The 24,672-nt window shown below is 60.0% G+C and carries 25 protein-coding genes; 14 read left to right on the forward strand and 11 right to left on the reverse strand.

Annotated elements, in window-relative coordinates; all coding sequences use genetic code 11:
• Nucleotides 1-131: 131 nt before the first annotated feature.
• From dnaA to D8780_RS01150, 6 genes are all read right to left on the reverse strand, one after another.
• Nucleotides 132-1,658, reverse strand: coding sequence for a chromosomal replication initiator protein DnaA (gene dnaA, locus D8780_RS01120; RefSeq protein WP_121643983.1), 1,527 nt, complete (start codon nucleotides 1,656-1,658; stop codon nucleotides 132-134).
• A gap of 798 nt (nucleotides 1,659-2,456) precedes the next feature.
• Nucleotides 2,457-2,723: a 30S ribosomal protein S20 gene (rpsT, locus tag D8780_RS01130; RefSeq protein WP_121643985.1), complete on the reverse strand. Its 267-nt coding sequence runs from the start codon at nucleotides 2,721-2,723 to the stop codon at nucleotides 2,457-2,459.
• A gap of 156 nt (nucleotides 2,724-2,879) precedes the next feature.
• Nucleotides 2,880-3,773 (reverse strand): bifunctional DNA-formamidopyrimidine glycosylase/DNA-(apurinic or apyrimidinic site) lyase, encoded by an 894-nt coding sequence (gene mutM, locus D8780_RS01135; RefSeq protein WP_121643986.1) that lies wholly within the window; start codon nucleotides 3,771-3,773, stop codon nucleotides 2,880-2,882.
• A gap of 89 nt (nucleotides 3,774-3,862) precedes the next feature.
• Entirely contained in the window at nucleotides 3,863-4,408 is a 546-nt protein-coding gene (locus D8780_RS01140) for a TadE/TadG family type IV pilus assembly protein (protein WP_158598406.1), read from the reverse strand.
• A 103-nt stretch (nucleotides 4,409-4,511) separates the two neighbouring features.
• A complete protein-coding gene (locus D8780_RS01145; protein ID WP_121643988.1) occupies nucleotides 4,512-5,060 on the reverse strand; it encodes a TadE/TadG family type IV pilus assembly protein in 549 nt (182 codons plus the stop codon).
• A gap of 107 nt (nucleotides 5,061-5,167) precedes the next feature.
• Entirely contained in the window at nucleotides 5,168-5,563 is a 396-nt protein-coding gene (locus D8780_RS01150; RefSeq protein WP_158598407.1) for a pilus assembly protein N-terminal domain-containing protein, read from the reverse strand.
• Between the two features lie 267 nt (nucleotides 5,564-5,830).
• Here D8780_RS01150 and D8780_RS01155 point away from each other — a divergent pair, with 267 nt between their 5' ends.
• The 9 genes from D8780_RS01155 (at nucleotide 5,831) to D8780_RS01195 (ending at nucleotide 14,529) form a co-directional block, all read left to right on the forward strand.
• Complete coding sequence (locus tag D8780_RS01155) at nucleotides 5,831-6,013, forward strand: Flp family type IVb pilin (protein WP_121646280.1); 183 nt, start codon at nucleotides 5,831-5,833, stop codon at nucleotides 6,011-6,013.
• Nucleotides 6,014-6,114: 101 nt separating this feature from the next.
• Nucleotides 6,115-6,654: an A24 family peptidase gene (locus tag D8780_RS01160; RefSeq protein ID WP_121643990.1), complete on the forward strand. Its 540-nt coding sequence runs from the start codon at nucleotides 6,115-6,117 to the stop codon at nucleotides 6,652-6,654.
• 108 nt (nucleotides 6,655-6,762) lie between these two features.
• Entirely contained in the window at nucleotides 6,763-7,569 is an 807-nt protein-coding gene (gene cpaB, locus D8780_RS01165) for a Flp pilus assembly protein CpaB (RefSeq protein WP_121643991.1), read from the forward strand.
• A 32-nt stretch (nucleotides 7,570-7,601) separates the two neighbouring features.
• On the forward strand, nucleotides 7,602-9,035 hold the full coding sequence (locus D8780_RS01170) for a type II and III secretion system protein family protein (protein ID WP_158598408.1): 1,434 nt from the start codon (nucleotides 7,602-7,604) through the stop codon (nucleotides 9,033-9,035).
• Between the two features lie 10 nt (nucleotides 9,036-9,045).
• Nucleotides 9,046-9,720: a CpaD family pilus assembly protein gene (locus tag D8780_RS01175; RefSeq protein ID WP_121643993.1), complete on the forward strand. Its 675-nt coding sequence runs from the start codon at nucleotides 9,046-9,048 to the stop codon at nucleotides 9,718-9,720.
• Nucleotides 9,721-9,750: 30 nt separating this feature from the next.
• On the forward strand, nucleotides 9,751-11,031 hold the full coding sequence (locus D8780_RS01180) for a CpaE/TadZ family protein (RefSeq protein ID WP_121643994.1): 1,281 nt from the start codon (nucleotides 9,751-9,753) through the stop codon (nucleotides 11,029-11,031).
• A gap of 30 nt (nucleotides 11,032-11,061) precedes the next feature.
• Nucleotides 11,062-12,525: a TadA family conjugal transfer-associated ATPase gene (locus D8780_RS01185; protein WP_121643995.1), complete on the forward strand. Its 1,464-nt coding sequence runs from the start codon at nucleotides 11,062-11,064 to the stop codon at nucleotides 12,523-12,525.
• The gene (locus D8780_RS01190; protein WP_121643996.1) at nucleotides 12,525-13,544 is read left to right on the forward strand and encodes a type II secretion system F family protein; all 1,020 of its coding nucleotides are present in this window, start codon (nucleotides 12,525-12,527) and stop codon (nucleotides 13,542-13,544) included. The genes D8780_RS01185 and D8780_RS01190 overlap by 1 nt, the downstream gene beginning before the upstream one ends.
• Before the next feature lie 4 nt (nucleotides 13,545-13,548).
• Entirely contained in the window at nucleotides 13,549-14,529 is a 981-nt protein-coding gene (locus tag D8780_RS01195; RefSeq protein ID WP_121643997.1) for a type II secretion system F family protein, read from the forward strand.
• A gap of 85 nt (nucleotides 14,530-14,614) precedes the next feature.
• Here D8780_RS01195 and D8780_RS01200 read toward each other — a convergent pair whose 3' ends face one another.
• Nucleotides 14,615-15,418 carry a tetratricopeptide repeat protein gene (locus D8780_RS01200; protein ID WP_121643998.1) on the reverse strand — a complete coding sequence of 268 codons (804 nt, stop codon included), beginning with the start codon at nucleotides 15,416-15,418 and terminating at the stop codon, nucleotides 14,615-14,617.
• 120 nt (nucleotides 15,419-15,538) lie between these two features.
• On the opposite strand from D8780_RS01200, the gene D8780_RS01205 reads away from it, so the two are divergent.
• A complete protein-coding gene (locus D8780_RS01205) occupies nucleotides 15,539-16,915 on the forward strand; it encodes a leucyl aminopeptidase family protein (RefSeq protein WP_121643999.1) in 1,377 nt (458 codons plus the stop codon).
• On the forward strand, nucleotides 16,912-17,760 hold the full coding sequence (locus D8780_RS01210) for a C40 family peptidase (protein WP_121644000.1): 849 nt from the start codon (nucleotides 16,912-16,914) through the stop codon (nucleotides 17,758-17,760). Before D8780_RS01205 ends, D8780_RS01210 begins: the two co-directional genes overlap by 4 nt.
• Here the strand turns inward: D8780_RS01210 and D8780_RS01215 are convergent.
• Complete coding sequence (locus D8780_RS01215; RefSeq protein WP_121644001.1) at nucleotides 17,727-18,704, reverse strand: AraC family transcriptional regulator; 978 nt, start codon at nucleotides 18,702-18,704, stop codon at nucleotides 17,727-17,729. The genes D8780_RS01210 and D8780_RS01215 overlap by 34 nt on opposite strands.
• A gap of 148 nt (nucleotides 18,705-18,852) precedes the next feature.
• Between D8780_RS01215 and D8780_RS01220 the strand changes: the two genes are divergently transcribed.
• A complete protein-coding gene (locus tag D8780_RS01220; RefSeq protein WP_121644002.1) occupies nucleotides 18,853-19,608 on the forward strand; it encodes an SDR family NAD(P)-dependent oxidoreductase in 756 nt (251 codons plus the stop codon).
• 49 nt (nucleotides 19,609-19,657) lie between these two features.
• On the opposite strand, the gene D8780_RS01225 is transcribed toward D8780_RS01220, so the two are convergent.
• Entirely contained in the window at nucleotides 19,658-20,353 is a 696-nt protein-coding gene (locus tag D8780_RS01225) for an Ntn hydrolase family protein (protein ID WP_121644003.1), read from the reverse strand.
• Nucleotides 20,354-20,531: 178 nt separating this feature from the next.
• Here D8780_RS01225 and D8780_RS01230 point away from each other — a divergent pair, with 178 nt between their 5' ends.
• Both D8780_RS01230 and D8780_RS01235 read left to right on the forward strand, forming a co-directional pair.
• On the forward strand, nucleotides 20,532-20,930 hold the full coding sequence (locus D8780_RS01230) for a hypothetical protein (RefSeq protein ID WP_121644004.1): 399 nt from the start codon (nucleotides 20,532-20,534) through the stop codon (nucleotides 20,928-20,930).
• A 39-nt stretch (nucleotides 20,931-20,969) separates the two neighbouring features.
• Nucleotides 20,970-22,358 carry a PepSY-associated TM helix domain-containing protein gene (locus tag D8780_RS01235; RefSeq protein WP_121644005.1) on the forward strand — a complete coding sequence of 463 codons (1,389 nt, stop codon included), beginning with the start codon at nucleotides 20,970-20,972 and terminating at the stop codon, nucleotides 22,356-22,358.
• 84 nt (nucleotides 22,359-22,442) lie between these two features.
• Here the strand turns inward: D8780_RS01235 and D8780_RS01240 are convergent, their stop codons facing one another.
• Both D8780_RS01240 and D8780_RS01245 read right to left on the reverse strand, forming a co-directional pair.
• On the reverse strand, nucleotides 22,443-23,045 hold the full coding sequence (locus D8780_RS01240) for an NUDIX domain-containing protein (protein ID WP_121644006.1): 603 nt from the start codon (nucleotides 23,043-23,045) through the stop codon (nucleotides 22,443-22,445).
• Nucleotides 23,042-24,670 (reverse strand): ABC transporter ATP-binding protein, encoded by a 1,629-nt coding sequence (locus D8780_RS01245; protein WP_121644007.1) that lies wholly within the window; start codon nucleotides 24,668-24,670, stop codon nucleotides 23,042-23,044. Before D8780_RS01245 ends, D8780_RS01240 begins: the two co-directional genes overlap by 4 nt.
• Nucleotides 24,671-24,672: the final 2 nt, after the last annotated feature.

Consider the following 24,672-nt stretch of genomic DNA (forward strand, 5'->3'; position numbering starts at 1 on the left):
GCCGCCGGTTCATAGCGCAAAGGAGCATCTTTCGGGGGGCAAAGGCAAGCGAAACAACAGATTTGCTGTTCCGCTTGCCTGGGCCTGTGGGAAACGTGCCGGTCCGCCTAGAAAGTCTAGACCCGCCCCGCTCAGGCCTGCTCGTTGATGAGGCGCTTGAGAAGCTCGACTTCCTGATCGAGCTTCTTGTCCTTCTCCAGCAGCCCCTCGATCTTGCGAACCGCGTGAAGGACCGTTGTGTGGTCCTTTCCGCCGAAGCGGCGACCGATCTCCGGCAGGCTTCGAAGCGTCAGCACCTTGGAAAGGAACATGGCGATCTGCCGTGGCAGCACGACGGTCCGTGTCCGCCGATTGCTGAGAAGTTCCGTCTTGGAGACATTGTAGTGTTTGGCAACGACGCGCTGAATGTCTTCGATGCGGATGCGTTTCGGCTCGCCCTGCTTGTAGATATGAGCCAGGAACTCGTCGACCTTCTCGATCGTCATTTCCGGCTCGAGGCTCTGCCGGAACAGCAGCTGGTTGAAGGCGCCTTCCAGTTCGCGGCCCGAGCCGGTGACCGTGCGGGCGATATGCTGAAGAACCTCATCCGAAATCGACAGCGTCGGATCGTCCATCTGCGCGGTTTCGAGCTTGCCGCGCAGCATCTGCATGCGCATTTCATCGTCGGGACGGCCCATCTCCAGAATGACACCGCCATTGAGGCGCGAGCGGACCCGCTCCTCCAGCGATTCCAGCTCACCGGCCGGGCGGTCCGCCGCGACGACCACCTGCTTGGCGCTGTCAAGAAGCGTGTTGATCAGATGGCAGAATTCATTCTGGATCGTCTTGCCCTGAAGAAACTGCATGTCGTCGATAACGAGCAGGTCGATATCGCGCAGTTGCTCCTTGAAGGAGAGGGCATTGTTGTCCCGGATGGCAGTGGCGAAACGCCACATGAAATATTCCGCGGTCAGATAAACCACGCGTGCATTGGCGTTCTGGCGGATGGCCTCGTCGGCGATGGCTTGCAGCAAGTGGGTTTTGCCAAGTCCGACGGAGGCGTGAATGTAGAGCGGATTGAAACGCACCGATTTGCCGCCGGCTTCGGAAACGGCGCGGGCGGCGGCATGAGCGACCCGATTGCTCGGCCCTTCGACAAAGCTCTCGAAAGTGAAGCGGGGATCGAGCGGAGAGCCGAAAATGCCATGACGAATGTCGGGGAGCTTGCCGGCAGACGGAGCAGTCGCAGGCGCTTTGCTCTGCGCGGTGGATCGGCCGGTCTTCTTTTCGGCTGCGGGCTCTTTGCCGAACTCACCTGAGACAACCGTGGCGCGGGGCAGGCGGGTGGCGCTTCTGACGAGCACTTCCACCTTCAGCGTCTCGGAGCGCTCTTCTTTCCAGATTTCCAGCAGCGTATCGAGGTAGTGGCTGTTGATCCAGGAGCGCAGGAAGGTCGTCGGGACCGAATGCCGCACCACCGGACCGGCAACCTCCATGAGCATCATGCGCCCAAACCACGAGCTGAACACTTCCTGGCCGAGCGCCGAGCGAAGACGCTGACGAACGCGTTCGAACGATTCCAGTAGCGCCGCCGGGATATCGGTGTCGTCTCCGGCAACGGCGCCCTGATGTCCATGCGCGCTTTGTTTGGCACTCCGGTCCTGATCAACCTGCTTCACTGCTCCACCTCGCTTTTGCCCTGCGTGATCCTCGTGTCCCCCGACGATCCCCAAGGTCTCTTTGATTTTTTATTCGGGCCGGAGCAAAACTCCTTCCCGCCACGCACCATAAGGAAGCGTGGACCGTCAATTCGAGAACCGTCCTTCTGGAACGTTTCTTCATCTGTTGTCGTGGCCATCCACCCCAAGATGCTCAAGGGCTCTAATCGCTCGACAATGCTTCGCCCGTACCCTCAAACGAGTGTTTGAAGGCGCAATTCTTGCGAGGCGAGATATTTGTCGGGCTCGGAGATATTGTCCCCTCACCACGGCCTCACTCTACAGAGGCGGCCTCGACTTACAAGGTTCAAATAAGGGAGAGAAGCGCGCTGGCACAACCCATGGGTGTGGCGAAAACAGGGGCGGAGCGAAAAGTCGTGGAATCCTGTTACTTTCCTGTTGCAATCGTACTGGCGACTAGATCGCTAAAAAAAAATTTATCTTTTCTGTTGACTCGCAGGCCTTCATGAGTCCGCCGGGACGAGTCTTGAAAAGCTGTGGAAACTGCGTCGTAAATATATGTTTATAAAAAGAAAAAACAAGAAACGAGAACATAGTGGGGACGGCGCTCGCGCAGGGTAAGCCTGCGCGTGGCGCCAGGTTAGGCCGATTGCCGATACTTTAGGCGATCAACTCTCCTCGGGGTCTTCGCGGTCAGGCGAAAACTGCGCCGTGCACGAAAAAGGCCCGCCGGATAACCGGTGGGCCTTTTCACGTTATTTCAGCATTAGGTTGTATCGCGCGAGCGGTCCAACCAGGTCAGGCGTCGATCGTTTTGATCCGATGCGACAGGCGTGACACCTTCCGCGAGGCTGCGTTCTTATGAATGATCCCGCGATTGGCGGCACGCATGATCTGCGGCTGCGCAGCGCGAAGAGCTTCCTGCGCGGCATCCTTGTCGCCGGAAGCAATCGCCTCTTCGACCTTGCGGACGTAGGTGCGCATGCGGGTGCGGCGGGACTTGTTGATCGCAGTACGCGTGGCGATCTTGCGAGTGGCCTTCTTGGCCGATGGCGTATTGGCCATGAACAAAAATCCTTGCGTGTCTGGGCTCTCGACCCGTCAACGAGTGACGAAACAAAGCAGGCGGCCGTTTCGGGCCGCCAAGGTCGTCGCGCTTCTAGCTTCGTCAGCCCGTTCCGTCAAGGGAAAACACCGGAAAACTTGCATCTCGTGTCTCACTCATCGCTGGCAGGAGGGGCAGTAGAACGTCGACCGCCCGCTCTGGACGATCCGCCGGATGGTTCCCGTGCAGTCTGAACGCGGGCAGGCTTCGCCTTCCCGATCATAGACGCGGAAACGATGTTGGAAATAGCCGAGCGTTCCATCCGCACGGATATGATCGCGCAAAGTCGACCCGCCGGCCTCGATCGCTTCTTTCAGGACGGCTTTGATAGCTTCGGCGAGCCGCTCGGTCCGTTCGGTCGAACCGTTTGCCTTGCCGGCGATGGTTCCCGATTTTCGCTTTGGGGAGAGGCGGGCCCGCCAGAGTGCTTCGCAGACATAGATGTTACCAAGTCCAGCGATCAGCCTCTGGTCGAGGAGGGTGGATTTGAGCGGAGAAACTCTGCCGCGGAAGAGGCGTGCCAGTTCAGTCCCGTTCAACGCATTGCCCAGCGGCTCGATTCCAAGCCCGGCAAGCGCGGGGTGGCTTGCCAGTTCGCCGGTTGGCGATTGGAGAAGAAACCCGAAACGACGGGGGTCATTGTAGATGATCCGTCCGGTCGGCTCGCTGTCCCTGGCCATCTCGAAGACGAGGTGGTCATGCGCTCCCGGCTTGCCTCGGGGATAATAGGTCTGTTCCGGGCGTAGAGTCTGGCGACCGCTTTCGATGCGCCACGATCCGCTCATTCCGAGATGGCTGATCAGGGATATGCCGCTGTCGAGATGAAACAGAAGATATTTGGCACGTCGCCCGAGGCCGGTCACCCGATGACCCGCGCAGAGCATGTTCAGATCGTCGGGCAGTGCAAACCGCAGATCGGGGCGGCGTGCTTCGACCGAGAGGATCGTGGCGCCTTCGACAAAAGGCGCGAGACCGCGGCGAACGGTTTCCACTTCCGGCAGTTCTGGCATGGCCGCGATGTCCGCTTCTGATCCGGCTTAGAGATGAGCCTGCCAGATAGAAGGGGTTATGCCGCTCCGCAATAGTTCGCTTCTGCCGTCTAGGGCAGTGTGTCGCAATTCGTGCAGTCGATTTCGTCTTCGTAGCGGGGACGGAAATTGGCGGTTTCGCTGAGGGAGATGCCGTCGAGGTTGCCGGTATATTCCGTCGCACCCAATGACATGGATTTGTAGTTGAGATTGGTGATGGTCCGCACGAGGAAGGTGTCATCAATCAAAAGGTTCGCGGGCACGTCGGACAATTGGGTGCCCGCTGCCACGGGTTGACTGAGCGTGCCGCCCTTCGTCCTTGCGACGGACCAGGCGACAGATGCGACGACCGAGCCGCCGACCTTCTGCATCTCTATTCCGTAAACCGCGATTGTCGGGTTGGACCGATTGTAAGGCTGGATATTGGCCATCCCAATATCGATCAGCTCACCCAGTTCGGCGGCACTGAACGTGTCGCCCTGGGCCACGAGGTCGGCCACCACGCCCGCAGAGCGATTGACCTTTTTTGCCACATCGATACCCGCGGCCAATTCGACCGAACCGAGATAGGCAATCAGCAGAACCGGGGCGACAATCGCAAATTCGGTCGCCGCCACTCCCCGTTTATCAAATGAGAAGCGATGCAGAAGTGGTCGAAGGAGGGTGCGAAATCTGAAAATCATCGGAAAAACCCTTGGCAGCCGGACTGAGCGCTCTCCATCAATAGGGCTCGTTTCGCCAGGTCGACGTGTAGAAGAATTCCATCTGGACGTTCGGCGCGACCAGGCTGATGAGATCGATCATGGTGGGACGGGGATAGACCGCTTTTAACGTGTGTATCGTTGAAGCGCCGCCGGCGCTGATGCCCCAGCCGGTCGTATCAATGGAGCCGTCAGCTTTGAACGATATCTGTGAAGCGCTAGCGGCGGCGGAGAAACCTGTCTGGCTTTGCAGATAGATGGCAATCTCGTTCTCGCAATTGGAACCGCTGAGAAGCGAGAGGCTCTTGCAGATTTCCGACTTGACCCAACTGTCGGTCACGACGGTCTGTTGGCCCGTGCGGATCTGCCTGACAACCTTTTCGCTTCCATTGGCTAGCAACTGACCCGATGCGAAGCCAAGCGAGACTTCGATGATGGAGAAGACCAGAACGAGGAAAGGCAGGATGAGAAACGAGAACTCGATCGCGGTTGCGCCGGATCGGTTCCGCCAGAAGCGGGTCTCCGTGGGGGCTTGGCGCGGTCGTGGATGGATCTTGTTCGAACTCATGGTCGTCGGTCTCGCGGTATTGGTTCGCGAAAGCGTAAGCCAAGAGTCTTCATGAATGGTTGCTTTCGCGCCTGCTGCGGCCGCGCATTTCCGAACGAGCTTACGCTCTATCCGTCGCTGTCGTCATCTCCGCCGATCGTGTCGGCTTCGCAAACCGGCATGCATGTCATCATTTCCACATCGGACCGACGATAGAGCCGAACGGATCCCTTGCCTTGGCGGCTGACAATGATCGGCTGATCGACGATTGGTTCGCCGGCTGCATTGAAGACAACAAGATTGGTGCTTCCGTAGGTACGGCCGGTCAGGACCAGTGTTTTGGAATCCTTGACTGCAACATCGGCGATGGCCGGCTCACCGATGATGACCGTTTCCGCCGCTTCAACCAGTTTCACGATACGCGCATTGCCTTTGTCGATCGCAATCCCTTCGGCTGCCTGTCCAAGGGAGGAGAACAAGAACAGACCGACAGTAGAGAGTGTGAAAGCAATGGCGCGGCGCATCGGAAAATCCTGAGATGACATGTCAAAGGGACTGTGCGCGGTTTGAGTGAATTATTGGTAAAGGGTCACTCTTCCCTAGGAAACGCAAGTGTTTGGAGAGTGCGGCCACGCTGTTTCTTCCCATGGGGCAGATTTTTTTCCACGGTAGGGTTCGTTAACCACTTTTGATAACGAGCATGAAACGGGTGAAGCGTAGGTTCAGCTCATCCCGATCAACGGACAAAACAGTTGACGGTGCTGTGCAACCTGAACCAGGAGCTTTTTACAATGAACAAGGTTTTTGCTCGCTTCGTCAAAGACGAATCCGGTGCAACCGCTATCGAGTACGGTCTGATTGCCGCTCTCATCGCAGTCGCCATCATTGGCGCGGTTTCGGCCGTAGGCGGTAGCTTGACCGATCGGTTCAACGCGATCTCTTCTGCTATCGACAACCCTGAGTCCGCTGGTTGATAGCGGCGTAGCTTATAGATCACGGAAGGCGGGTTTCACGATCCGCCTCCGTTAATGATTCCGGACTATGATATCCGGAGGATGAAAAAGCAGGCGCAATCATGATCGATGCCGCAATATTGGTGATCTTTCCTTTGTGCATGATCTGGGCGGCCATCAGCGACACCCTGTCGATGACGATCGCCAATCGCGTATCTCTGCTTTTGATTGTCGGTTTTTTTGCCCTTGCCGTCATGGTTGGCATGCCGTTTGCCGATATCGCTCTTCATGCGGTGGTCTTTGCCAGCGTTCTTGCCGTGACGTTTGCGCTATTTGCCTTCGGCTCGATGGGCGGCGGCGATGCCAAGATGCTGGCCGCATCGGCGCTCTGGATCGGTTGGGGCGAACCACTTCTCTTCTATCTTCTGATCGCAGCGATTGCGGGAGGCGCGGTAACGCTCGCCGTCCTCGTTTTCCGGCGCAACGAGGCTGTGCGGTTCCTTGCCGGGCGGGTCCTCGGTCCGCAGATCGAAGCGCCGGCCTATCTCGAAGATCACAAAAGCGGCGTGCCTTACGGAATTGCCCTCGGCTTCGCCGGTCTGATGGTTTTTCCGGAGACGCCTTTGGCCCAGATCGCCATTACTAGCCTGGCCTTCGGTTGATGCTTTCGATTTGTTAAGCATATCCGATTGCGATTGGTTAACCCTACTCTAACGATTGCGGACGCAGATTCCATCCAAAGGGGCTGAGGCCCTTGGGAAGGAATCGGTATGAAGTCGTCGCAAATTATCGTTTTGGCTGTCGCGCTGGTCGCCGCTATCGGCGCCGGCATTCTTGCCAGGAACTTCATCGCCGCACCTGAACCCGCCCCTCAGCCACAAGTGACGCAGTCGCAGCCGAGCGAGCCTGCACCTCCGCCGGTCAAGGTGGAGGAGGTACTGGTTGTGACCGAGCCCATCGGCGTCGGCGAAGCACTCACCGTCGAGCAGATGCGCTGGCAGGAATGGCCGGCCGAAGTCGTCGACCCCAGCTACATCACCAAGGCGAACGAGCCGAACGCCATCGATAAGCTGAAGCAGACGACCGTGCGGGTGCCTCTGACGACGGGCGAGCCCGTCCGCAAGAACCGATTGGTGGGTTTCGGCAAAAACTATATGAGTTCGGTTCTTCCGAAGGGTATGCGCGCCCTGGCCGTGCGCATCTCCAGCGAGAGCACGGGCGGCGGTTTCGTCCTGCCGAACGACTATGTCGACCTGATGGGTGTCAGGAAGGCGGAAGACGGTACGATCACCACCAATATCATTCTGGAGAATGTTCGTGTTCTGGCGATCGATCAGTTCTTCAAGCAGGGGCCCGACGGGCCTCAGAACAGCATCGGCCAAACCGCTACTCTGGAGCTTTCGCCGGAAGAGGTGAAGCTCGTGACGGTCGCTCAGCAGACTTACGATCAGCTCTCGCTGGTCCTGCGCTCGGTCAAGGATGTTGGCGTACGTCCTCCCTTGCCGCCGCTGACACAGCGCGAGGACGGACAATCCTCATCGGTGCGTCTCATCAAGGGAGGCAAGTCGTCGAACTGATGCGTAAGCTCAAGTTTCAAGGAAAGACTGTCATGAAGCGCACCGTCTCCTGGACCCGGCGGCTGGCCGTAATCCTTTTGGCCGGTACGATGGGCCTAACGCCGGCGGTGACACCGTCCATGGCGCAAGGCGTCAATATTCTCAGCACATCCACCGATCAGGAGGTCAAGCTCGGTCTCGACAAATCCATCGTGGTGGATCTGCCGGAGGATGCGACCGACATTCTCGTGGCCAATCCCGAAGTCGCCGATGCCGTGACGCGGACATCGCGTCGGATCTATTTCTTCGGCAAGAAAGTGGGACGCACGAACATTTTCGTCTTCGGAAATGGCGGACGTCAGATCGCTTCCTTCGATCTTGTGATCGAGCGGGATGTGGCGGGCCTGGAAAGCTATCTCCGTCGTTTTCTGCCGGACGCCAATATCAATGCGGAGATCATCAACGACAACGTGGTGCTGACCGGAACCGTTCGGTCGCCTCTCGATGCCTCGAAGGCGGAGCAACTGGCGACGATCTACGTCACCGGAGGCGAGGCCACGGGCGGCGAAGTGATCGCCAGCGATGTCAACGGCCTGACCCAAGAGCGGACCTCCTCGATCGTCAATCTTCTCGAACTTGTCGGTCAGGATCAGGTCATGCTGCGCGTGACCGTCGCCGAGGTGACGCGCCGCGCCCTGAAGGATCTCGGCGTGAACCTCTCGGTCAACAGTGCGACCGCCCGCAGCGCCTTCAATCTGACCGGAACGTCTCAGTCGGGCAATCTCACGCTTGGCGGTTCCGGCACGATCGGCGGCTACGAACTCGATGCGACCTTGAATGCTCTTGAGCAGAACGGCGTCATGCGAACGGTAGCCGAGCCAACCCTGGTCGCCGTTTCCGGGCGTGCTGCGCAGTTCCAGGTCGGTGCCGAAGGTACGGTGACGGTCGCAGGCGAGGACAGTTCGTCCACCGAGTCGGTCGATTACGGCGTGACGCTCAACTTCACCCCAACCGTTCTGGCAGAGGGTCGCATCGCCCTTCAGATCGAGACCGAACTGAACGAACCCACCAATGAGTTGACCATCGAAGCGGGCCAGAACGCAACCGTCCAGCAGCGCAAGACGCGCAGTGCCTCAACGGAAGTGGAGATGTCCTCCGGCGGCACCATGATGATCGCCGGCCTTATCCGCGACCAGTTTGCGATCGACCAGAACAGGACGCCGGGCCTCGGCCGGATACCGATCTTCGGCACGCTTTTCCGCGAGCGGAACTATGAGCGCACCGAGACCGAACTGGTTGTCATCGTCCGGCCTTTTCTGGTCCGGCAGACAAGCCCCGATCAGATCCGGCGGCCCGATCACGGCTTCGAGCCGGCGGCCGACGGCGCGCAGAATTTTCTCGGCCGCGTGAATCGCCTCTACGGGGTGGCACGCAAGCAGAGCACATTGCCGGCCTGGCGCGGCAATATCGGCTACATTTACAAGTAAGGCGACTGCCATGAGCCTCTTCACGACACGGCACGATCGGACCCGCCCCCTCAGCATGCTGCTGCGCGGCGGTGTCGCTATCGCTCTGGCATCCAGCCTTGCGGGTTGCGCAAAGCTGCACAGGGATCAGATTGTCACCGGTGCGATCCACGATCGGGTCGAGATCAATCATCCGATAACGCTTGGGCCCAAGACGACGAAGCTCGAAATGCCGATCCTAGCGGGCGCCTCCTCGCTGACCTATGATCAGCGCAAGGTTGTCGAGGGCTTTGCAGAAGGATGGGATCCCCGCTCCGGTGGCGGCTATCAGATATTGATTCCGAAAGGCATGCCCAATTCCAGCGCGGCAGAAGCCGTCGCCGGTGACATGGTGCAGGCGCTGACGGATATCGGTGTGCCGTCTACGATGATGGCCGCCTACGATTACACACCGGCAATGCCCGGGCAGTCCAAGCTCATACTTCTGCGGACCGGCCTTGGGGCAATCCCTCCGGTCTGCGGCGACTATTCGGAAAACATGATCGATAACAGCGAAAACCGGCACTATCGCGATTTCGGCTGCTCGACTCAGGCCAACATTGCGGCGATGCTGGACAATCCCACCGATTTGCTTGGTCCGCGCCGCATGAGCCCGCCGGATATTCAGGCGCGTTCCAACGCCATCGAAACCTATCGTGATCGTTAAGACCGGCGGAAATCGCTTTCGGAGCCAGAAATGTCGCTAGAGCCACATTACGACCAGAATGATCCCGAGGCGTCTTCTTCGGAACGCGAGAGAGAGCGCCTGGAACAGGCGAGGCCGATACCGCGCATTACCATTCACGCCTGGTGCGACTCCGCCGGAGTTCAGCGGCCTATAGAGCGCGCGGCTGAAGATCGCCGGATGGCGCGGGCTCATGTCATGGTCCACGGCGGTGGCGTACAGGCCGCCATGGAACACTACGCTCAAAATACCACGCCGAACCTGCTTCTGGTCGAGACACGGGTCGAGCCGGAATACATCATGCAGCAGCTTTCCGGGCTGGCGGATGTTTGCGATCCATCCACGCGCGTCGTCGTGATCGGCCATTTCAACGATGTCGCGCTCTACCGCGAAATGATGCGCAACGGGATCTCCGAATACATGGTTGCGCCGGTCTCCCTGGCAGATCTGATTGCCACGATCGAGAGTATCTATTCTTCGGAAAACGAGGCGCCGATCGGCCGTACGATCGCTTTTGTGGGCGCGAAAGGCGGCGTTGGTGCCTCAACGCTTGCCCATAATATCGCCTGGTCCGTGACGACACTCTTCGACAATGACGTCGTCATCGCGGATATGGATCTCGCTTTCGGCACCGCGAACATCAATTTTGATCAGGATCCGGCGCAGGGCATAGCTGAAGCGGTTTTTACGCCTGAACGCGTCGACGAGACCTATCTCGACCGGCTGCTTGCCAAGTGTTCGGAACGATTGTCGCTTCTCGCCGCGCCGTCCACGATGGAGCGAGTCTACGATTTCGACGAGGCGGCCTTCGCGCCGATCGTCGAGGTCATGCAGGCAACGACGCCGACCGTCATCCTCGATGTACCCCATGGCTGGCATGGATGGACGCGCCGTACGCTGGCCGAGGCGGATGAAGTGGTCGTCGTGGCGACGCCCGAACTGACCAATCTGCGCAACACCAAAAATTTCGTCGATACGCTGAAACGGCTCCGGCCAAACGATCCGCCGCCGCATCTCATCCTCAATCAGGTGGGGATGCCGAAACGGCCGGAAATCGATCCGGAAGACTTTCTTGAGCCTCTGGGCATCTCGTCCTTTGTGACCATCCCGTTCGATCCGCAGCTTTTCGGCACGGCCGCTACCAACGGCCAGATGCTCGCTGAGATGAATCCGAGCCATGCGGTTGTCCAGAAGTTTGACGAATTGGCGCATGTGCTGACGGGGCGCCGCGAGGTGAAGTCGTCTCAGGCCGGCATGTTGAATTCGATTTTGAAGAAGTTGAAGGGCAAGTAAGTCCTTCCGTTCCGAGGTGGTAGCTGAATAATGTTTGGCAAGAAGGCAGGGGACACGGCAAGGCGGAATGCTCCCGATTTCCGGGTGCCTTCCGGTGACGCGCTCACGAAAGAGAAGCCGGCGGAACCCAAGCCGAAGGCCAGTCCCTCTGTGTCCAAGACCGCGCCGCCTGCGGCCCGGCCCGCACGCCGTCCTTCGCCGCGCAACGAATCCTACTACGACACCAAGAGCCAGGTCTTCTCGGCCCTGATCGACACGATCGATCTGTCGCAGCTTGCGCGTCTCGACGCGGATGCGGCTCGAGAAGAAATTCGCGATATCGTCAACGATATCATTGCGATCAAGAATTTCGCGATGAGCATCGCCGAGCAGGAAGACCTGCTTGAAGACATCTGCAACGATGTCCTTGGTTTTGGCCCGCTGGAGCCGCTTCTGGCGCGCGACGACATTGCCGATATCATGGTCAATGGCGCCAAGGACGTCTATATCGAGGTCTCCGGCCGGACCGAACGCACGGACGTCCAGTTTCGCGATAATCAGCAATTGCTCAATATCTGCCAGCGGATCGTCAGTCAGGTCGGCCGCCGCGTCGATGAAAGTTCGCCGATATGTGACGCCCGCCTCATGGACGGCAGCCGCGTCAACGTGATTGCGCCGCCACTGGCCATCGACGGGGCCGCGCTCACCATTCGTAAATTCAAGAAGGACAAGCTGACGCTCGAAGAGCTCGTGCGTTTCGGCTCGATCTCACCGGAAGGGGCAGAGGTTCTCAAGATCATCGGCCGCGTTCGCTGCAATACGATCATCTCCGGCGGTACCGGTTCGGGCAAGACGACGCTGCTCAACTGTCTGACCCGATACATCGATACCAATGAGCGCATCATCACCTGTGAGGACTCCGCGGAACTGCAGTTGCAGCAGCCTCACGTTGTCCGCCTCGAGACACGCCCGCCGAATCTTGAAGGCGAGGGCCAGGTGACGATGACCGATCTGGTCAAGAACTGTCTGCGTATGCGGCCCGAGCGGATCATCGTCGGTGAGGTCCGCGGGCCGGAGGTCTTCGACCTCCTTCAGGCAATGAACACCGGCCATGATGGCTCCATGGGTACCATCCACGCCAATACGCCGCGTGAATGTCTGAGCCGTATGGAATCGATGATTGCAATGGGCGGATGGTCGCTGCCGCAGAAGACTGTGCGCGAGATCATCGTCGGCTCGGTCGATGTGGTCGTTCAGGCCGCGCGAATGCGCGATGGCTCGCGCCGGATCACCCAGATCACCGAGGTGCTGGGTATGGAAGGCGACGTCATCATCACGCAGGACCTGATGAAGTACGAGATCAAGGGCGAGGACGCGCAGGGCCGCATCATCGGCGAACATGCCGGTTGCGGGATCGGCCGGCCCGGCTTCTGGGACCGGGCCCGTTACTATGGCGAGGAAAAGCGGCTCGCAGAAGCGCTGGAGCAGCTCGAAAAGAGCAGGAGCGACAGGTGATGTTCGGTCTTCCGCTCACGGTTCTGGCCCTGATCGCTCTTGTCGGCGTGGCGGCAGGCGGCGTCGCCTATGCTCTGCTTTTCAATCGTATCGAAGAGCAGAAGAAGGCGGATCGCCGGTTTGACCATGTCAGGCGGCAGGAGACCGATCAGAATGTCGTGCGGGCAAGTCGCGACCGCGTCAATGACGCCGTGCGCCGCCGCAAGTCGATTCAGGAAACGCTCAATCAGCTCGAAGAGAAGAACAAGGCAAAAGGCGTTGCCCCCGGCAAGAAACCGCCCATGAAGCTGATGATCAAACAGGCGGGTATCTCGACCTCGCTGACGACCATCCATGTCGTCTCCGTCGTAATCGGCGTGGTCTTAGCAGGCCTGCTCTATCTCTTCCAACTCGTCCCGCTTTTCGTGCTGCCGGGCGTGCTGCTGGCTGCGGGGCTGGGGCTGCCCCGCTGGTATGTGAGCTGGCAGCGTAATCGCCGTATCAATCAGTTTCTCGACCGCTTTGCCGATGCGCTCGAAGTCATCGCACGCGGTGTCCGTTCCGGCTTGCCGCTGCCGGACTGCATTCATTTGATCGCATCAGAGTCGCCGGAACCTGTACGGACCGAGTTCCGGCGCGTCATCGAGCGTATGAATGTCGGGCTTTCGCTCCCGGAGGCCATCGGCAAGATGCCCGAGACCATGCCGTGCCCCGAAGCCAATTTCTTCGGTATCGTCATTCAGATTCAGGCGCAGGCCGGCGGCAACCTCTCCGAGGCGATCGGTAACCTCGCCACGGTGCTGCGAGACCGCAAGAAGATGAAAGCGAAGGTGCAGGCGCTTTCAATGGAAGCCAAGGCTTCAGCCTACATTATCGGCTCGCTGCCGATCATCGTGGCTGGACTGATTTTCATGATCTCCCCCGGCTATATCATGCCGCTTTTCACCGATCCGACCGGCCATATCGCGCTGGCGATCGCAGCGGTGATGATGGCGATGGGCATCTTCGTCATGAAGAAAATGATGAATTTCGAGGTATAGGGCGATGCTGAGTTTTGAAGACGTTCTCGACCCGACATTCTTGTTCTCGCTTCTGACGGCGCTTGCCGTTTTCGCGACCGTCATCGCGCTTTTGCCCCAGATGGGGGCCGATCCGATGAAGAAACGCATGAAGACCATGGCGCTGGAGCGCGAGGAACTGCGTGCGCAGCAGCGCGCGCGCCTGGCGGCCGAATCCTCTGAACGCCGCCAGCGCGGCCTGCGCGAAACGCAGAATGCGAAGATGACCCGCATTGTCGATAAGCTCGATTTGAGGAAGGCGCTGGTCGACGATGCGACGATGAAGATGATCCGCGGCGCCGGCTATCGCGGTCAGGCGCCCGTGACCCGCTTTCTGTTCTTCCGCCTGATCCTTCCGTTCATCTTCCTTGCTTTCTCGGCTCTCTACATTTTCGGCATCGGCCTTTTGAAGGACCAGACGCTGATGGTGCGCATCGCTGCTGTACTCGGCGCGACCTATTTCGGCTTTTACCTTCCTGTCCTGTTCATGAAGAACAAGGCGCAGAAGAGAGCGGATTCCATTCGCAAGGCATGGCCCGATGCGCTTGATCTTCTGCTCATCTGCGTCGAATCGGGTATCTCCATCGAGGCGGCCTTTCGCCGTGTCGCCGAGGAAATCGGTGGCCAGTCGCTCGAACTGGCCGAGGAATTGATGCTGACGACGGCGGAACTGTCCTATCTCGAAGATCGGCGGTCTGCGTATGACAATCTCGCCGAGCGGACGCAGCTCGAGTCCGTCAAGAGTGTCTGTCAGGCGCTCATCCAGTCGGAGCGCTACGGTACGCCGATCGGTCAGGCATTGCGCGTGCTTGCCAAAGAGAGCCGCGATCAGCGTATGAACGAGGCGGAAAAGAAGGCTGCCGCGCTGCCGCCGAAGCTCACAGTGCCGATGATCCTTTTCTTCTTGCCGGTGCTCTTCATCGTGATTCTCACACCAGCGGGCATGCAGATCTCACGCAATATGTGATGGTTCACCGACAGCCAGCATAACGAAAAAAGCTCGCCCGGTTTGGCGGGCTTTTTTCGTTTCGAGAGGCAGTGCGTCGGCTCGATCAGTTGGTGGCGTTGGCGTCGTGGTTCGGGTCGGTATCTTCCGCTGCCAGTTCGCTCCAGCTGTTCTGCTGCTTCAGCATGGATTGGAGATAGGCGACATTGGCCTCTGCATCGGCGGGAGACAATTCGCGGCGCGCAATCGCATTTGCTTCGTCGAAGCGTCCCTGTAGGCCGACGACCAGAGCGTAGTTCTGGCGGACCCGGCTGTCGGCGCCAGGCAGGCTCGCGGCCTTCTGCAGATAATATTCGGCGGTACGCAGATCCCCGGAAAGCACGTGGCTCATACCGAGGTTGGAATGGATGGAGGCTTCGTTTGGAGCCAGCGTCAGAGCCTTCTTATAAAGACGCCGGGCCTCATCATGCTGACCGAGCTGGTCAACGATCGCGGCCTCCGCCGAGATCAGTTTCCAGTCGGGATATTCCGGCGTCTGCGAACGGCGGATCGCCTGCAGCGCCTGGTCGAACTGGCCGTTTGCCGCAAGAGCCTTGCCGTATGCGGCCTGCACTCCGCGATCGTTTGGATGCAGGATCACCGTCTTGCGCATCACGGCGAGGGATTGTTCGTTGCGCCCCTCCATCCGGAGAGCTTCGGCAAAGCGGAGGGCGGTCTCCCGGTCCTTCGGATTTCGGGCGTAGGACAGGCCGATAGCCTGCGCCGTATTGTCCAGCTGCGCCTGCGTCATGGAAGCCATGGATTTGCTGGCTTGTCGGGGGCCTGAGGCACAACCCGATGCGCCTGCGAGGACGGCGAACGCCGTGACGCAAATGAGAAACGTTCGAACGGAGTTTTGAACAATAGCCATAGGGGCACCTGCATGCGAAAGAGGTGGCGGCCGATGCCGCTCTTCTCTCCCAGAAGTATTCTGTTAACCCTAACGCCTCGTTAACTCCGATCCCGCTCCATCGCAGAAAGGTCTCCATTCATGCCCGTTGAACTTCTTGCCAGCCCGGACGACCGGTCACGCCCCATCCATTTCATCGGCGAGAACGGGCTGGAGGAGGCTGCTCTCGGCGATCGTGTGCGCAACTGGGCGAACGCCAATGGCTATGAAGCGAAAAACGGGAATGTGCTGCTTGTCCCCGCCGCCGATGGTGACATCGAAAGCGCGTTGATCGCTCTGGGCGAAGCGCAGGAGGACGCGCTGGCGGCCGGCAAGCTGGCCAAGGCGTTGCCGGAAGGCGCATGGCATGTGGCGTCCTGGCCAGCCCATCCCGATCTGGCAATATTGGGTATGGTGCTTGGCGGGTACGCCTTCACCGCCTATGGCAAGAAGCCGAGCCGCACCCTCCGGCTGGCCGTAGAGAATGGACCTGATCGCGCGGAGGTGGAACGTCTGGCGCAGGGCTGCGCGCTTGCGCGCGACCTGATCAACACGCCAACCAACGATATGGGGCCGAACGCGCTGGAGCAGGTCGTCCGCCAGCTCGGCGATAAATATGGCGCGTCGGTTCATGTCATCGACGGCGACGCGCTGCTCGACCGCAATTTCCCGATGATCCATGCCGTCGGACGAGCCAGTGCGGAAGCGCCGCGCCTGATCGATCTGACTTGGGGGCAGGAAGATGCGCCAAAGCTGACGCTGGTCGGCAAGGGCGTCTGCTTCGATACCGGCGGTCTCGATATCAAGCCGGCGGCATCCATGCTGCTGATGAAGAAGGATATGGGCGGCGCGGCGAACGTCATCGGTCTGGCATCGATGATTATGGCTGCCAGGCTGCCGGTGCGCCTGCGCGTCCTCATCCCGGCGGTCGAGAATTCCATCTCGGCCAACGCTTTCCGCCCTTCTGACATCTTGCCGAGCAGAAAGGGCATCACGGTCGAGATCGGCAATACCGATGCGGAGGGTCGCCTGGTGCTCGCCGATGCGCTGACTTTGGCGGACGAGGAAGCGCCGCAGATGCTGATCGACATGGCAACGCTGACCGGCGCGGCGCGTGTGGCGCTCGGTCCGGAACTGCCGCCGTTCTTCACCGATGACGAATTGCTGGCGGCGGAACTTTCCGATGCAGCACAGAAGACCGCCGATCCGCTCTGGAGACTTCCGCTCTATAAACCCTATGCGGAACGCCTTTCGAGCAAGGTGGCCGACACCAACAACGTAACCACGGACGGGTTTGCCGGTGCGATCACCGCCGCGCTGTTCCTGCAGAAATTTGTGGAGCAGGCCGAAAGCTGGTCGCATTTCGATATTTTCGGCTGGACGAAATTCGCCAAGCCCTGGGCACCGGTGGGCGGTGAAGCGATGGCCATCCGCGCGATCGACCGTGTGCTTCAGCGGCGCTTCGGAGGGAAGGCATGAGCCTCGATCCACGCCTCAACGCCTTCCGTGACGATCTGGCCGATCGCCGGCTGGAAGGGAAGGTGAAGGCGAAACGTTTCGTCGAGGGCGAGCCGGCGCGCTGCATAGCTCCGGTGGCGGATCTGCGGGCGGGCAGGGGAGACGACACGGCCATCGGCAGCCAACTCCTGCTGGGAGAGCCGGTTCTCGTTTTCGAGCGGTATGACGGCTGGACGTGGGTGCAGAGCGAACGCGATGGCTATGTCGGCTATGTTGAGGAGACCGCGCTTGGCGCTGTCGATCCTGCGCCGACGCATATCGTCTGCGCGGCGCGCACCTTCGCCTACGGACAGCCGGAACTGCGGACGAAGCCGGTTCGCACGCTCTCGCTCGGTTCGGAAGTGACGGTGACGGAAGAGATTGAAGAGCGGGGCAATCGCTATTTTCGTCTCTCGACGGGGGAGGCGATCTTCCATCGCCATCTCGCGCCGCTCGGCGCGCCGCTGGCCGAGGACTATGTCACGATTGCAGAAAGCCTGCTTGGCACGCCCTATTTGTGGGGTGGCGTAAGCGCCTTTGGGATCGACTGCTCCGGTCTCGTCCAGCTATCGCTGCGCCTTGCCGGCAAGAGCGTACCGCGCGACAGCGACATGCAGGCGCAGATCGGGATCGAGTTGCAGGAAGAGCGGCTATTGAAGCGCGGCGACCTGATCTTCTGGAAAGGCCATGTCGGCATCATGGCTGACGAGGAGACGCTTCTCCACGGCTCAGGCCATGCAATGGCGGTAGTGAAGGAGCCGCTGGCCGAGGCCGTGAAACGTATCGGCGACGTCTATGGCGGTGTGACGGCCCGGCGGAGGGTTTGAACTGACTGGCGACTGACCCTTTCCGGTGGAGTGGAAGAAGAGCGCTTTGACGCTTTCATACTCACATCTTGTCCCATTCGCTCCGCTCGGGGTGTCAGGCCAAACATTCGGCTATAGTCGCGGCTGAACTGCGAGGGGCTCTCATAGCCGACCCGGAGCGCTATCTGGGTCACATTGCCGTGCCGCGCGCGCAGCGCCCGCTGCGCTTCCAGCAGGCGCAGCTGTTTGAGAAGCTGCACCGGTGTCATGCCGGTTATTTCCTTGAAGCGCTGGTGAAAAACGGTGGTGCTCATCGCGGCCTGACGAGCCAGATCCTCAACCCGCATCGGCTCTCCGATATTGGCGCGAAGATGCGCCACAATGTCCGCGATACGTCCAGCCTGGCTATCGGCACGCGCCATACGCCGCAGCATGGCCCCTTGCGGGCTGGTCAGTAGCAAATAGTGCAGTTCACGCATATAGAGTGGCACGAGCGCCTCGCGATCCGAGGGCCGTTCAAGAAGCGAAACAAGTCGCGTCATGACGTTGAGCAGGGCATCGGAAACCGGAGCACTGGTCAGCGCGGAGACGGGTTGCTCCTCACCTTCGTCTGGTAGATCGCGTGCCAACTCCCGCAGCACCGGCATCTCGAGTTCGACAGCTATCGCGAGATAGGGCGTGTCCGGCGATGCTTTCGTGATCCAACTGGTGGCAGGCAGATCGAGCGAGACGACCAGCCCATGCCCTTCGGCAAAGATTGCTGGCACCCCGTGGAAATCGGCATGTTTTTCACCGCTCAGAACCAAGCAGAAAACAGGATCGTAGATCGTGTGCGCAATCTGGGTCGGTGTCTCCGAATAGAGAATGGAAAGGCGCGAGACGGGCAGACGCGCCGGCGTAAATCCCAAGCCTTCGCGCTCGGCGTAGGAACGGGTCTGACAGAAGAGGTCGGCTGAAAAGATCATGCTTCGCAGGAAGCCCGGTTTGGGTTGTGATGGCAATGTTCAATATTGCGCTCCCGTAGGAATAGGCAATTTTCCCGTTGAATGCGGCAGGTTTCTTCGCGGTGCGCCGATTAGGTCTTTTGGCATCGCAACAGAAACGGAGTGTCCCATGACAACCCCACTTTTTCTCATCACTGGCGGCAACCGTGGCCTCGGCGCGGCAATGGCGAAACATCTGGCCAAGGGCGGCGCGGACATTATCTTGACCTATCGCTCAGGGGCCGATCAGGCCGCGCAGAAAGTGGCCGAGATCGAGAGTCTTGGCCGCAAGGCTGCAGCGCTGCAGCTCGACGTGACAGACAGCAGCAGCTACGCGGCTTTTGCTGGCAAGGTCAAAGAAAAGGTTACCGAACTCGGCCATGACGCGCTGACGGGCCTCGTCAACAATGCCGGGCACGGAGAGTGGGCTTTGTATCGGGAAACCACTCCCGAACAGCTCGATGAGCTTTACACGGTGCATTTGCGCGCGCCCTTCTTATTGACGCAGGTGCTGCTCGACCAGATTGCCGATGGCGGCCGCTTGCTCTTCCTCTCCTCGGGGCTCAGCCGGTTCGCCATGCCGGGTTACGCCGCTTATGCCGCCATGAAGGGCGCGATTGATACGCTTGTCCGTTATGTCGCCAAGGAGCTTGGTCCTCGCGGCATTTCGGCAAATGCTTTCGCGCCGGGAGCGATCGAAACCGACTTCGGGGGCGGCGCAGTCCGTGACAACCCGGAGATCAATAAGATGGTAGCCGAGGCCACCGCAATGGGACGAGCCGGCCAGGCCGATGATATCGGCGCGGCCGTGGCAAGCCTGCTTCTGTCGGAGCGTAACTGGATCACCGGTACGCGGATCGAAGCCTCCGGCGGCCAGCAACTCTGAAAAAAAGAGGGGGCTCCGGCCCCCTCGTTTCGCAGATGATCGCGCGTATTCAGTCGAATATGTCGGCAATGACGGACTGTTCGGCGTCTTCCCATTTGCGAACCGTCTTGCTGACCTTCTCGATGTCCTTGTCATTGAGATGGTGGGCACCGTCCGCGTCGATGCGGCACATGCTGAAGGGCTCGCCAACGCTGGCAGAGGTGAGGTCGAGCGCCTGCAGCACCCGGAGGACCGCCGCGCAGCCGAAGTCCGATGACCGCTCGGCCAAATGGAAGTGCGACAGCAGGGAGCCGGCTTGCTGGGCCATCGGCGCGCCGCTGCCAATGGCATGGAAACCGATATCGGCATAGTGCCCGATCATCCCGGAGGGCGTAATCTCCACGATCCAGGGCTGGCCGTCCCGCCAACCGGCGGCCATCACATAGGCCGAGGGCGTGCCGCCGCCCTCCTCGCCCGGCACGTCGGGAATAAAGGTGTCGTAGTGGTGACGAAGGATCGGTAGCACCTGTTCCTGAAGGGCGCGTCCAATATCCGGTGCATCGAGAATCGCAGCGCTGTTCTCGTTGAAACAGCGCTCGACGTCGTACAGGACGGATCTCGCGCCGCTGCCGCCCCAGGCGGCCCGGTCGCCCAGCGGATGTATCTTCTCGGCGGGATAGGTCATGCCGCGCCCCTTGTCCGTGATCTGGGAGTCAGAGCCGAGCACGACCCCATCTTTGCAGACGGTTGCAAGAACGACGGTCATGGTGTGATCCTCTCGGGGTCGGTGTCTGTGGCATTCCGGTCGACGATCTGTCGGTCCTAACCGGGTGTTTCATGTTGCGCCGGTCGAGATAGGGCGATAGAGCGCATTCTCCATTCCGCTCCCACATGTTCTACCGAGTTGATTGGCGTGAAATCAGAACCGTGATAGCAGCGCGACCATGAAGCGGACGCTGAGGCGACAGAAACGTAAGTTGGTGCACTGGCTCCTGCTGGCGCCATTCATTCTGTCATCCATGGTGGCGCAGGGTATCATGCCCGCGAAGGCGCAGAATGGCTTCATCACGCTGATCATCTGTACTGGCGACAGTCTGGCCGAGATTGTGGTGGACCCGATCACCATGGAGCCAGTCGAAAGCGGCGATGACGGCGACGGCTCCGGCGCGAATTCGTGCGCCTGGGCATCCATGCACCATGAACCCGGGCCGTTGCTGCTTGTCTCTTTGAGCCAGCCATTGACGCTCTCTGGAGAACAGCTTTCTTCGACCTGTACGGCCATACTCGAATTTGCCCGCGCGACCGGGCTGCCGCCAGCCACCGGCCCACCCGCCACGATCTGACGTTTTCACTCTCGAAATCATCAGACTGGACCAATCAATATGACAGATACAACCGACGGGGCGTCCGCTCCGAAGGCCGCTGCGCAACGCGTTGCGGTCTCAGATCTCTATCGCGCCGTGTGGCGTTGGCATTTCTTTGCGGGACTTCTGATCCTGCCTTTCATCATCACTCTTGCCGTTAGCGGAGGCATTTATCTCTTTCGTGAAGAACTGGACAAAATCGTTCACGCGGACTTCATCCAAGTCAATCCCGTCGACGAGCAGAGGCTGGCACCCTCGGAAATCATCGACCGGGCTCTGAAAGCCCAGCCGGGGACGGTCGTCAAATACACCACCCCGAGCGCGGAGGATCTGTCGACAGAAGTGACGGTGCAGCCGGAAACCGGCGGCCGCATGGCTGTCTACGTCAACCAGTATACTGGAGACATCCTTGAGGTTCGGGCCGACCGAAGCACCTTCGCATGGACAGTGCGCTACCTGCATTCGTTCCGGTATTTCGGGTCCGGTCCGCGCAAGATCATCGAGATTGTCGGGGGCTGGGCGATCCTCATGGTCGCCACCGGGATCTATCTATGGTGGCCACGCGGTCAGAGAGGTGGCGTGATCTCGGTCCGGGGAACGCCTGGTCGGAGGGTTTTCTGGCGTGATGTCCACGCGGTAACGGGGCTGGTCACCGGCGCCTTCATCGTCTTTCTTGCCGTGACAGGCATGCCCTGGTCGTCGGTATGGGGCGCGCAAGTCAATGAATGGGCCAATGGCAGCAATTTCGGCTATCCGTCCGGCGTCCGTGTCGAGGTACCGATGTCGAAGGATCGACTCACCGACACAGCGAAAACGTCTTGGTCGTTGGAGCAGGCGCAAATCCCACGGACCGACGGGCCACCCGTTGCGGGCGCGCAATCGATCGGTCTGGATTCTGCGGTTCAGGAATTTCAGTCGATGGGTTTGGCGAATGGCTTTTCCGTCGCTCTACCCCAATCGCCAACCGGCGTCTTCTCCGGCTCCGTCTATCCGGACGATCTGAGCCGGCAACGGGTCGTCCATCTCGATCAATATTCTGGCCAGCTGCTGGTCGATATGAGCTATGAGGACTACGGACCGCTCGGCCGCTGGCTGGAGTTCGGCATCAATACCCATATGGGTCAGACATTCGGGCTGCTGAACCAGATCGTTCTGCTGATCGTGTGCGTGGGCATCATTCTTCTGGCGGTTTCGGCCGCCATCATGTGGTGGAAAAGGCGGCCTTCTGGTCGGTTTGGGGTGCCTCCGCTGCCTTCGGATAGGAAGGTCTTCGTCGGTCTCTTGGTGCTTTTGGGTATCGGCGGAATCATCTTTCCCCTTACAGGACTGACGTTGCTCGTCATGATTGCGCTCGACCTTGGCTGGCAATGGGCCAGACGGTCCCGGCGCGGCAGACAGCCTTCGTGACGTGAAAGTCATTGCGGCGCTGGCGTTCGCCGGCGCCGCTCAACAGTCGAGCTTTTCGCCGGCCTTTGCGAATGAGTAGCGCGTTTAGTCGCTGGCTTCTCTTCTGAAACGCGCCATGGCCAGCACCAGGAACGCGTTCTGGCATTCGCCGCTTTCCGCCAGAGCTATGGCCTCATCGGTCGGCAGGGCGAAGGGGAAGGTGGCTTCGTTTTCCTCCTCGGCGCCGGCACGGTCGCTCAGCGCCGACGCATCGACCTCGGCATGGAAGAAATGCGCCATCTCGTCGGTAATGCCGGGGGACGACATCACCTGAAACAACGGTTTGAGGCTCTTGGCGTCGAGGCCGGCCTCTTCTTTCAGTTCGCGTCGCGCCGCCTCTTCCGGCGTTTCGCCATTCTCGACACCACCGGCGACGAGTTCGACCAGATCGCCCTTGCCCGTCTGGAGGTGGGCGGCAAGCCGGTACTGACGGATCAGGACAATTTTGTCTGCCGACGGATCGTGCGCGATCACGCCGACCACATGACCCGCCATGAGCAGTTCGCGCGTTTCCTCGTCACTCTGCGAACCATCCGGATCGGTATGGCGGATGCGGAACTGTTCGACGCTCTCGAAGCCGTCATGAAGCGTGCTGCGCCCTGTGATGGTGGTCTCTGCGGGGCGATCGCCTTCGGCTTTGCTCCTCATTGACTGACGGCCTCCGCGCCGGTGGTCCGTATATCGAAGGCGGCGGCCAGAAGAGCCTTGGTGTAATCAGTCTTCGGGTTCTCGAAGATCTCCTCAGCCGGTCCGTACTCGACCACCTTGCCGTTGCGCATGACGACGACCTCGTTGGAAAGCGCGCGCACCACTTTCAGATCGTGGCTGATGAAGAGATAGGCGAGATTGTGCTTCTTCTGCAGATCGCGCAGCAGGTCGACCACCTGCGCCTGCACGCTCATGTCGAGAGCGCTGGTCGGCTCGTCGAGCATCACGAAGCGCGGCTCCAGAACCATGGCGCGGGCGATAGCGATGCGCTGGCGCTGGCCGCCGGAAAATTCATGCGGATAGCGGAAACGGGTGGCAGGATCGAGATCGACCTCCCGCAGCACCTCGACTACCTTCGCATCGCGCTCCTCACGGCTCATTTTGGGGAAGTGGATCTTCATCCCCTCTTCGATGATGTCGGAGACGCTCATGCGGGGTGAAAGAGAACCGTAGGGGTCCTGGAAGACGATCTGCATCTCGGAGCGCAGCGGTTTCATCTGCTTGAAGCCATAGTCGGAGATGCGGCGTCCCGTGAAATCGATCGTGCCATCGGAACTGATCATGCGAGACAGGGCGAGGCCGAGCGTCGTCTTGCCCGAGCCGGATTCGCCGACGATGCCGAGCGTCTGACCGGCCTTGACCTTAACATCGATGCCGTCGACCGCCTTCACATGGTCGACGGTCTTGCGGAAGAAGCCTTCCTTGATCGGGAACCAGACCTTGATGTCGTCGCCCTCCATCACCGTCTCCGCGGCGGGGTCGGCTTTCGGCGGCCGGCCCTTCGGCTCGGCCGCGAGAAGGTGTTTCGTATACTCGTGCTGCGGGTTTTCGAAAATCTCACGGGTCGGCCCTTCCTCGACGATTTGGCCGCCCGTCATCACACAGACGCGATCGGCGATCTTCCGCACGATGCCGAGATCATGGGTGATGAACAGCATGCTCATCGATTGCTCGGTCTTAAGTTCGTAGAGCAGTTCGAGAATCTGCGCCTGAACGGTCACGTCGAGGGCCGTGGTCGGCTCGTCTGCGATCAGCAGCTTCGGCTTGTTGGCGAGCGCCATGGCGATCATGACGCGCTGGCGCTGGCCACCGCTCATCTGATGCGGATAGGCGGCAAGACGTTTCTCAGGCTCGCGAATGCCGACCTGATGCAGAAGTTCGAGTGTTCGCGCCCTGGCCTGTTTGTCGCTCAGGCCCTGATGGAGCGTCAGGGTTTCGCCGATCTGCTGCTCGATCGTGTGAAGCGGATTGAGCGAGGTCATCGGCTCCTGAAAGATCATGGCGATGTCGTCGCCGCGGACCTGGCGAAGATGTTGCTCGCTTGCGCTCAGCAGATCCGTACCCTCGAAACGGATTTCGCCGGAAGGGTGGCTCGCCATCGGGTAAGGAAGGAGTTTCAGAACGGAATTGGCGGTCACGCTCTTGCCCGATCCGGATTCACCCACCAGCGCGAGCGTCTCGCCCTGGCCGATGTCGAAGCTGACGTGATCGACGGCGGTGCTGGCGACGCCCCCCTGGTGAAAGGCCACCGACAGATTGCGGATCGAAAGGAGAGGTTCGGTCATAT

It is taken from the genome of Notoacmeibacter ruber (assembly GCF_003668555.1).
Classification (GTDB): Bacteria; Pseudomonadota; Alphaproteobacteria; order Rhizobiales; family Rhizobiaceae; genus Notoacmeibacter; species Notoacmeibacter ruber.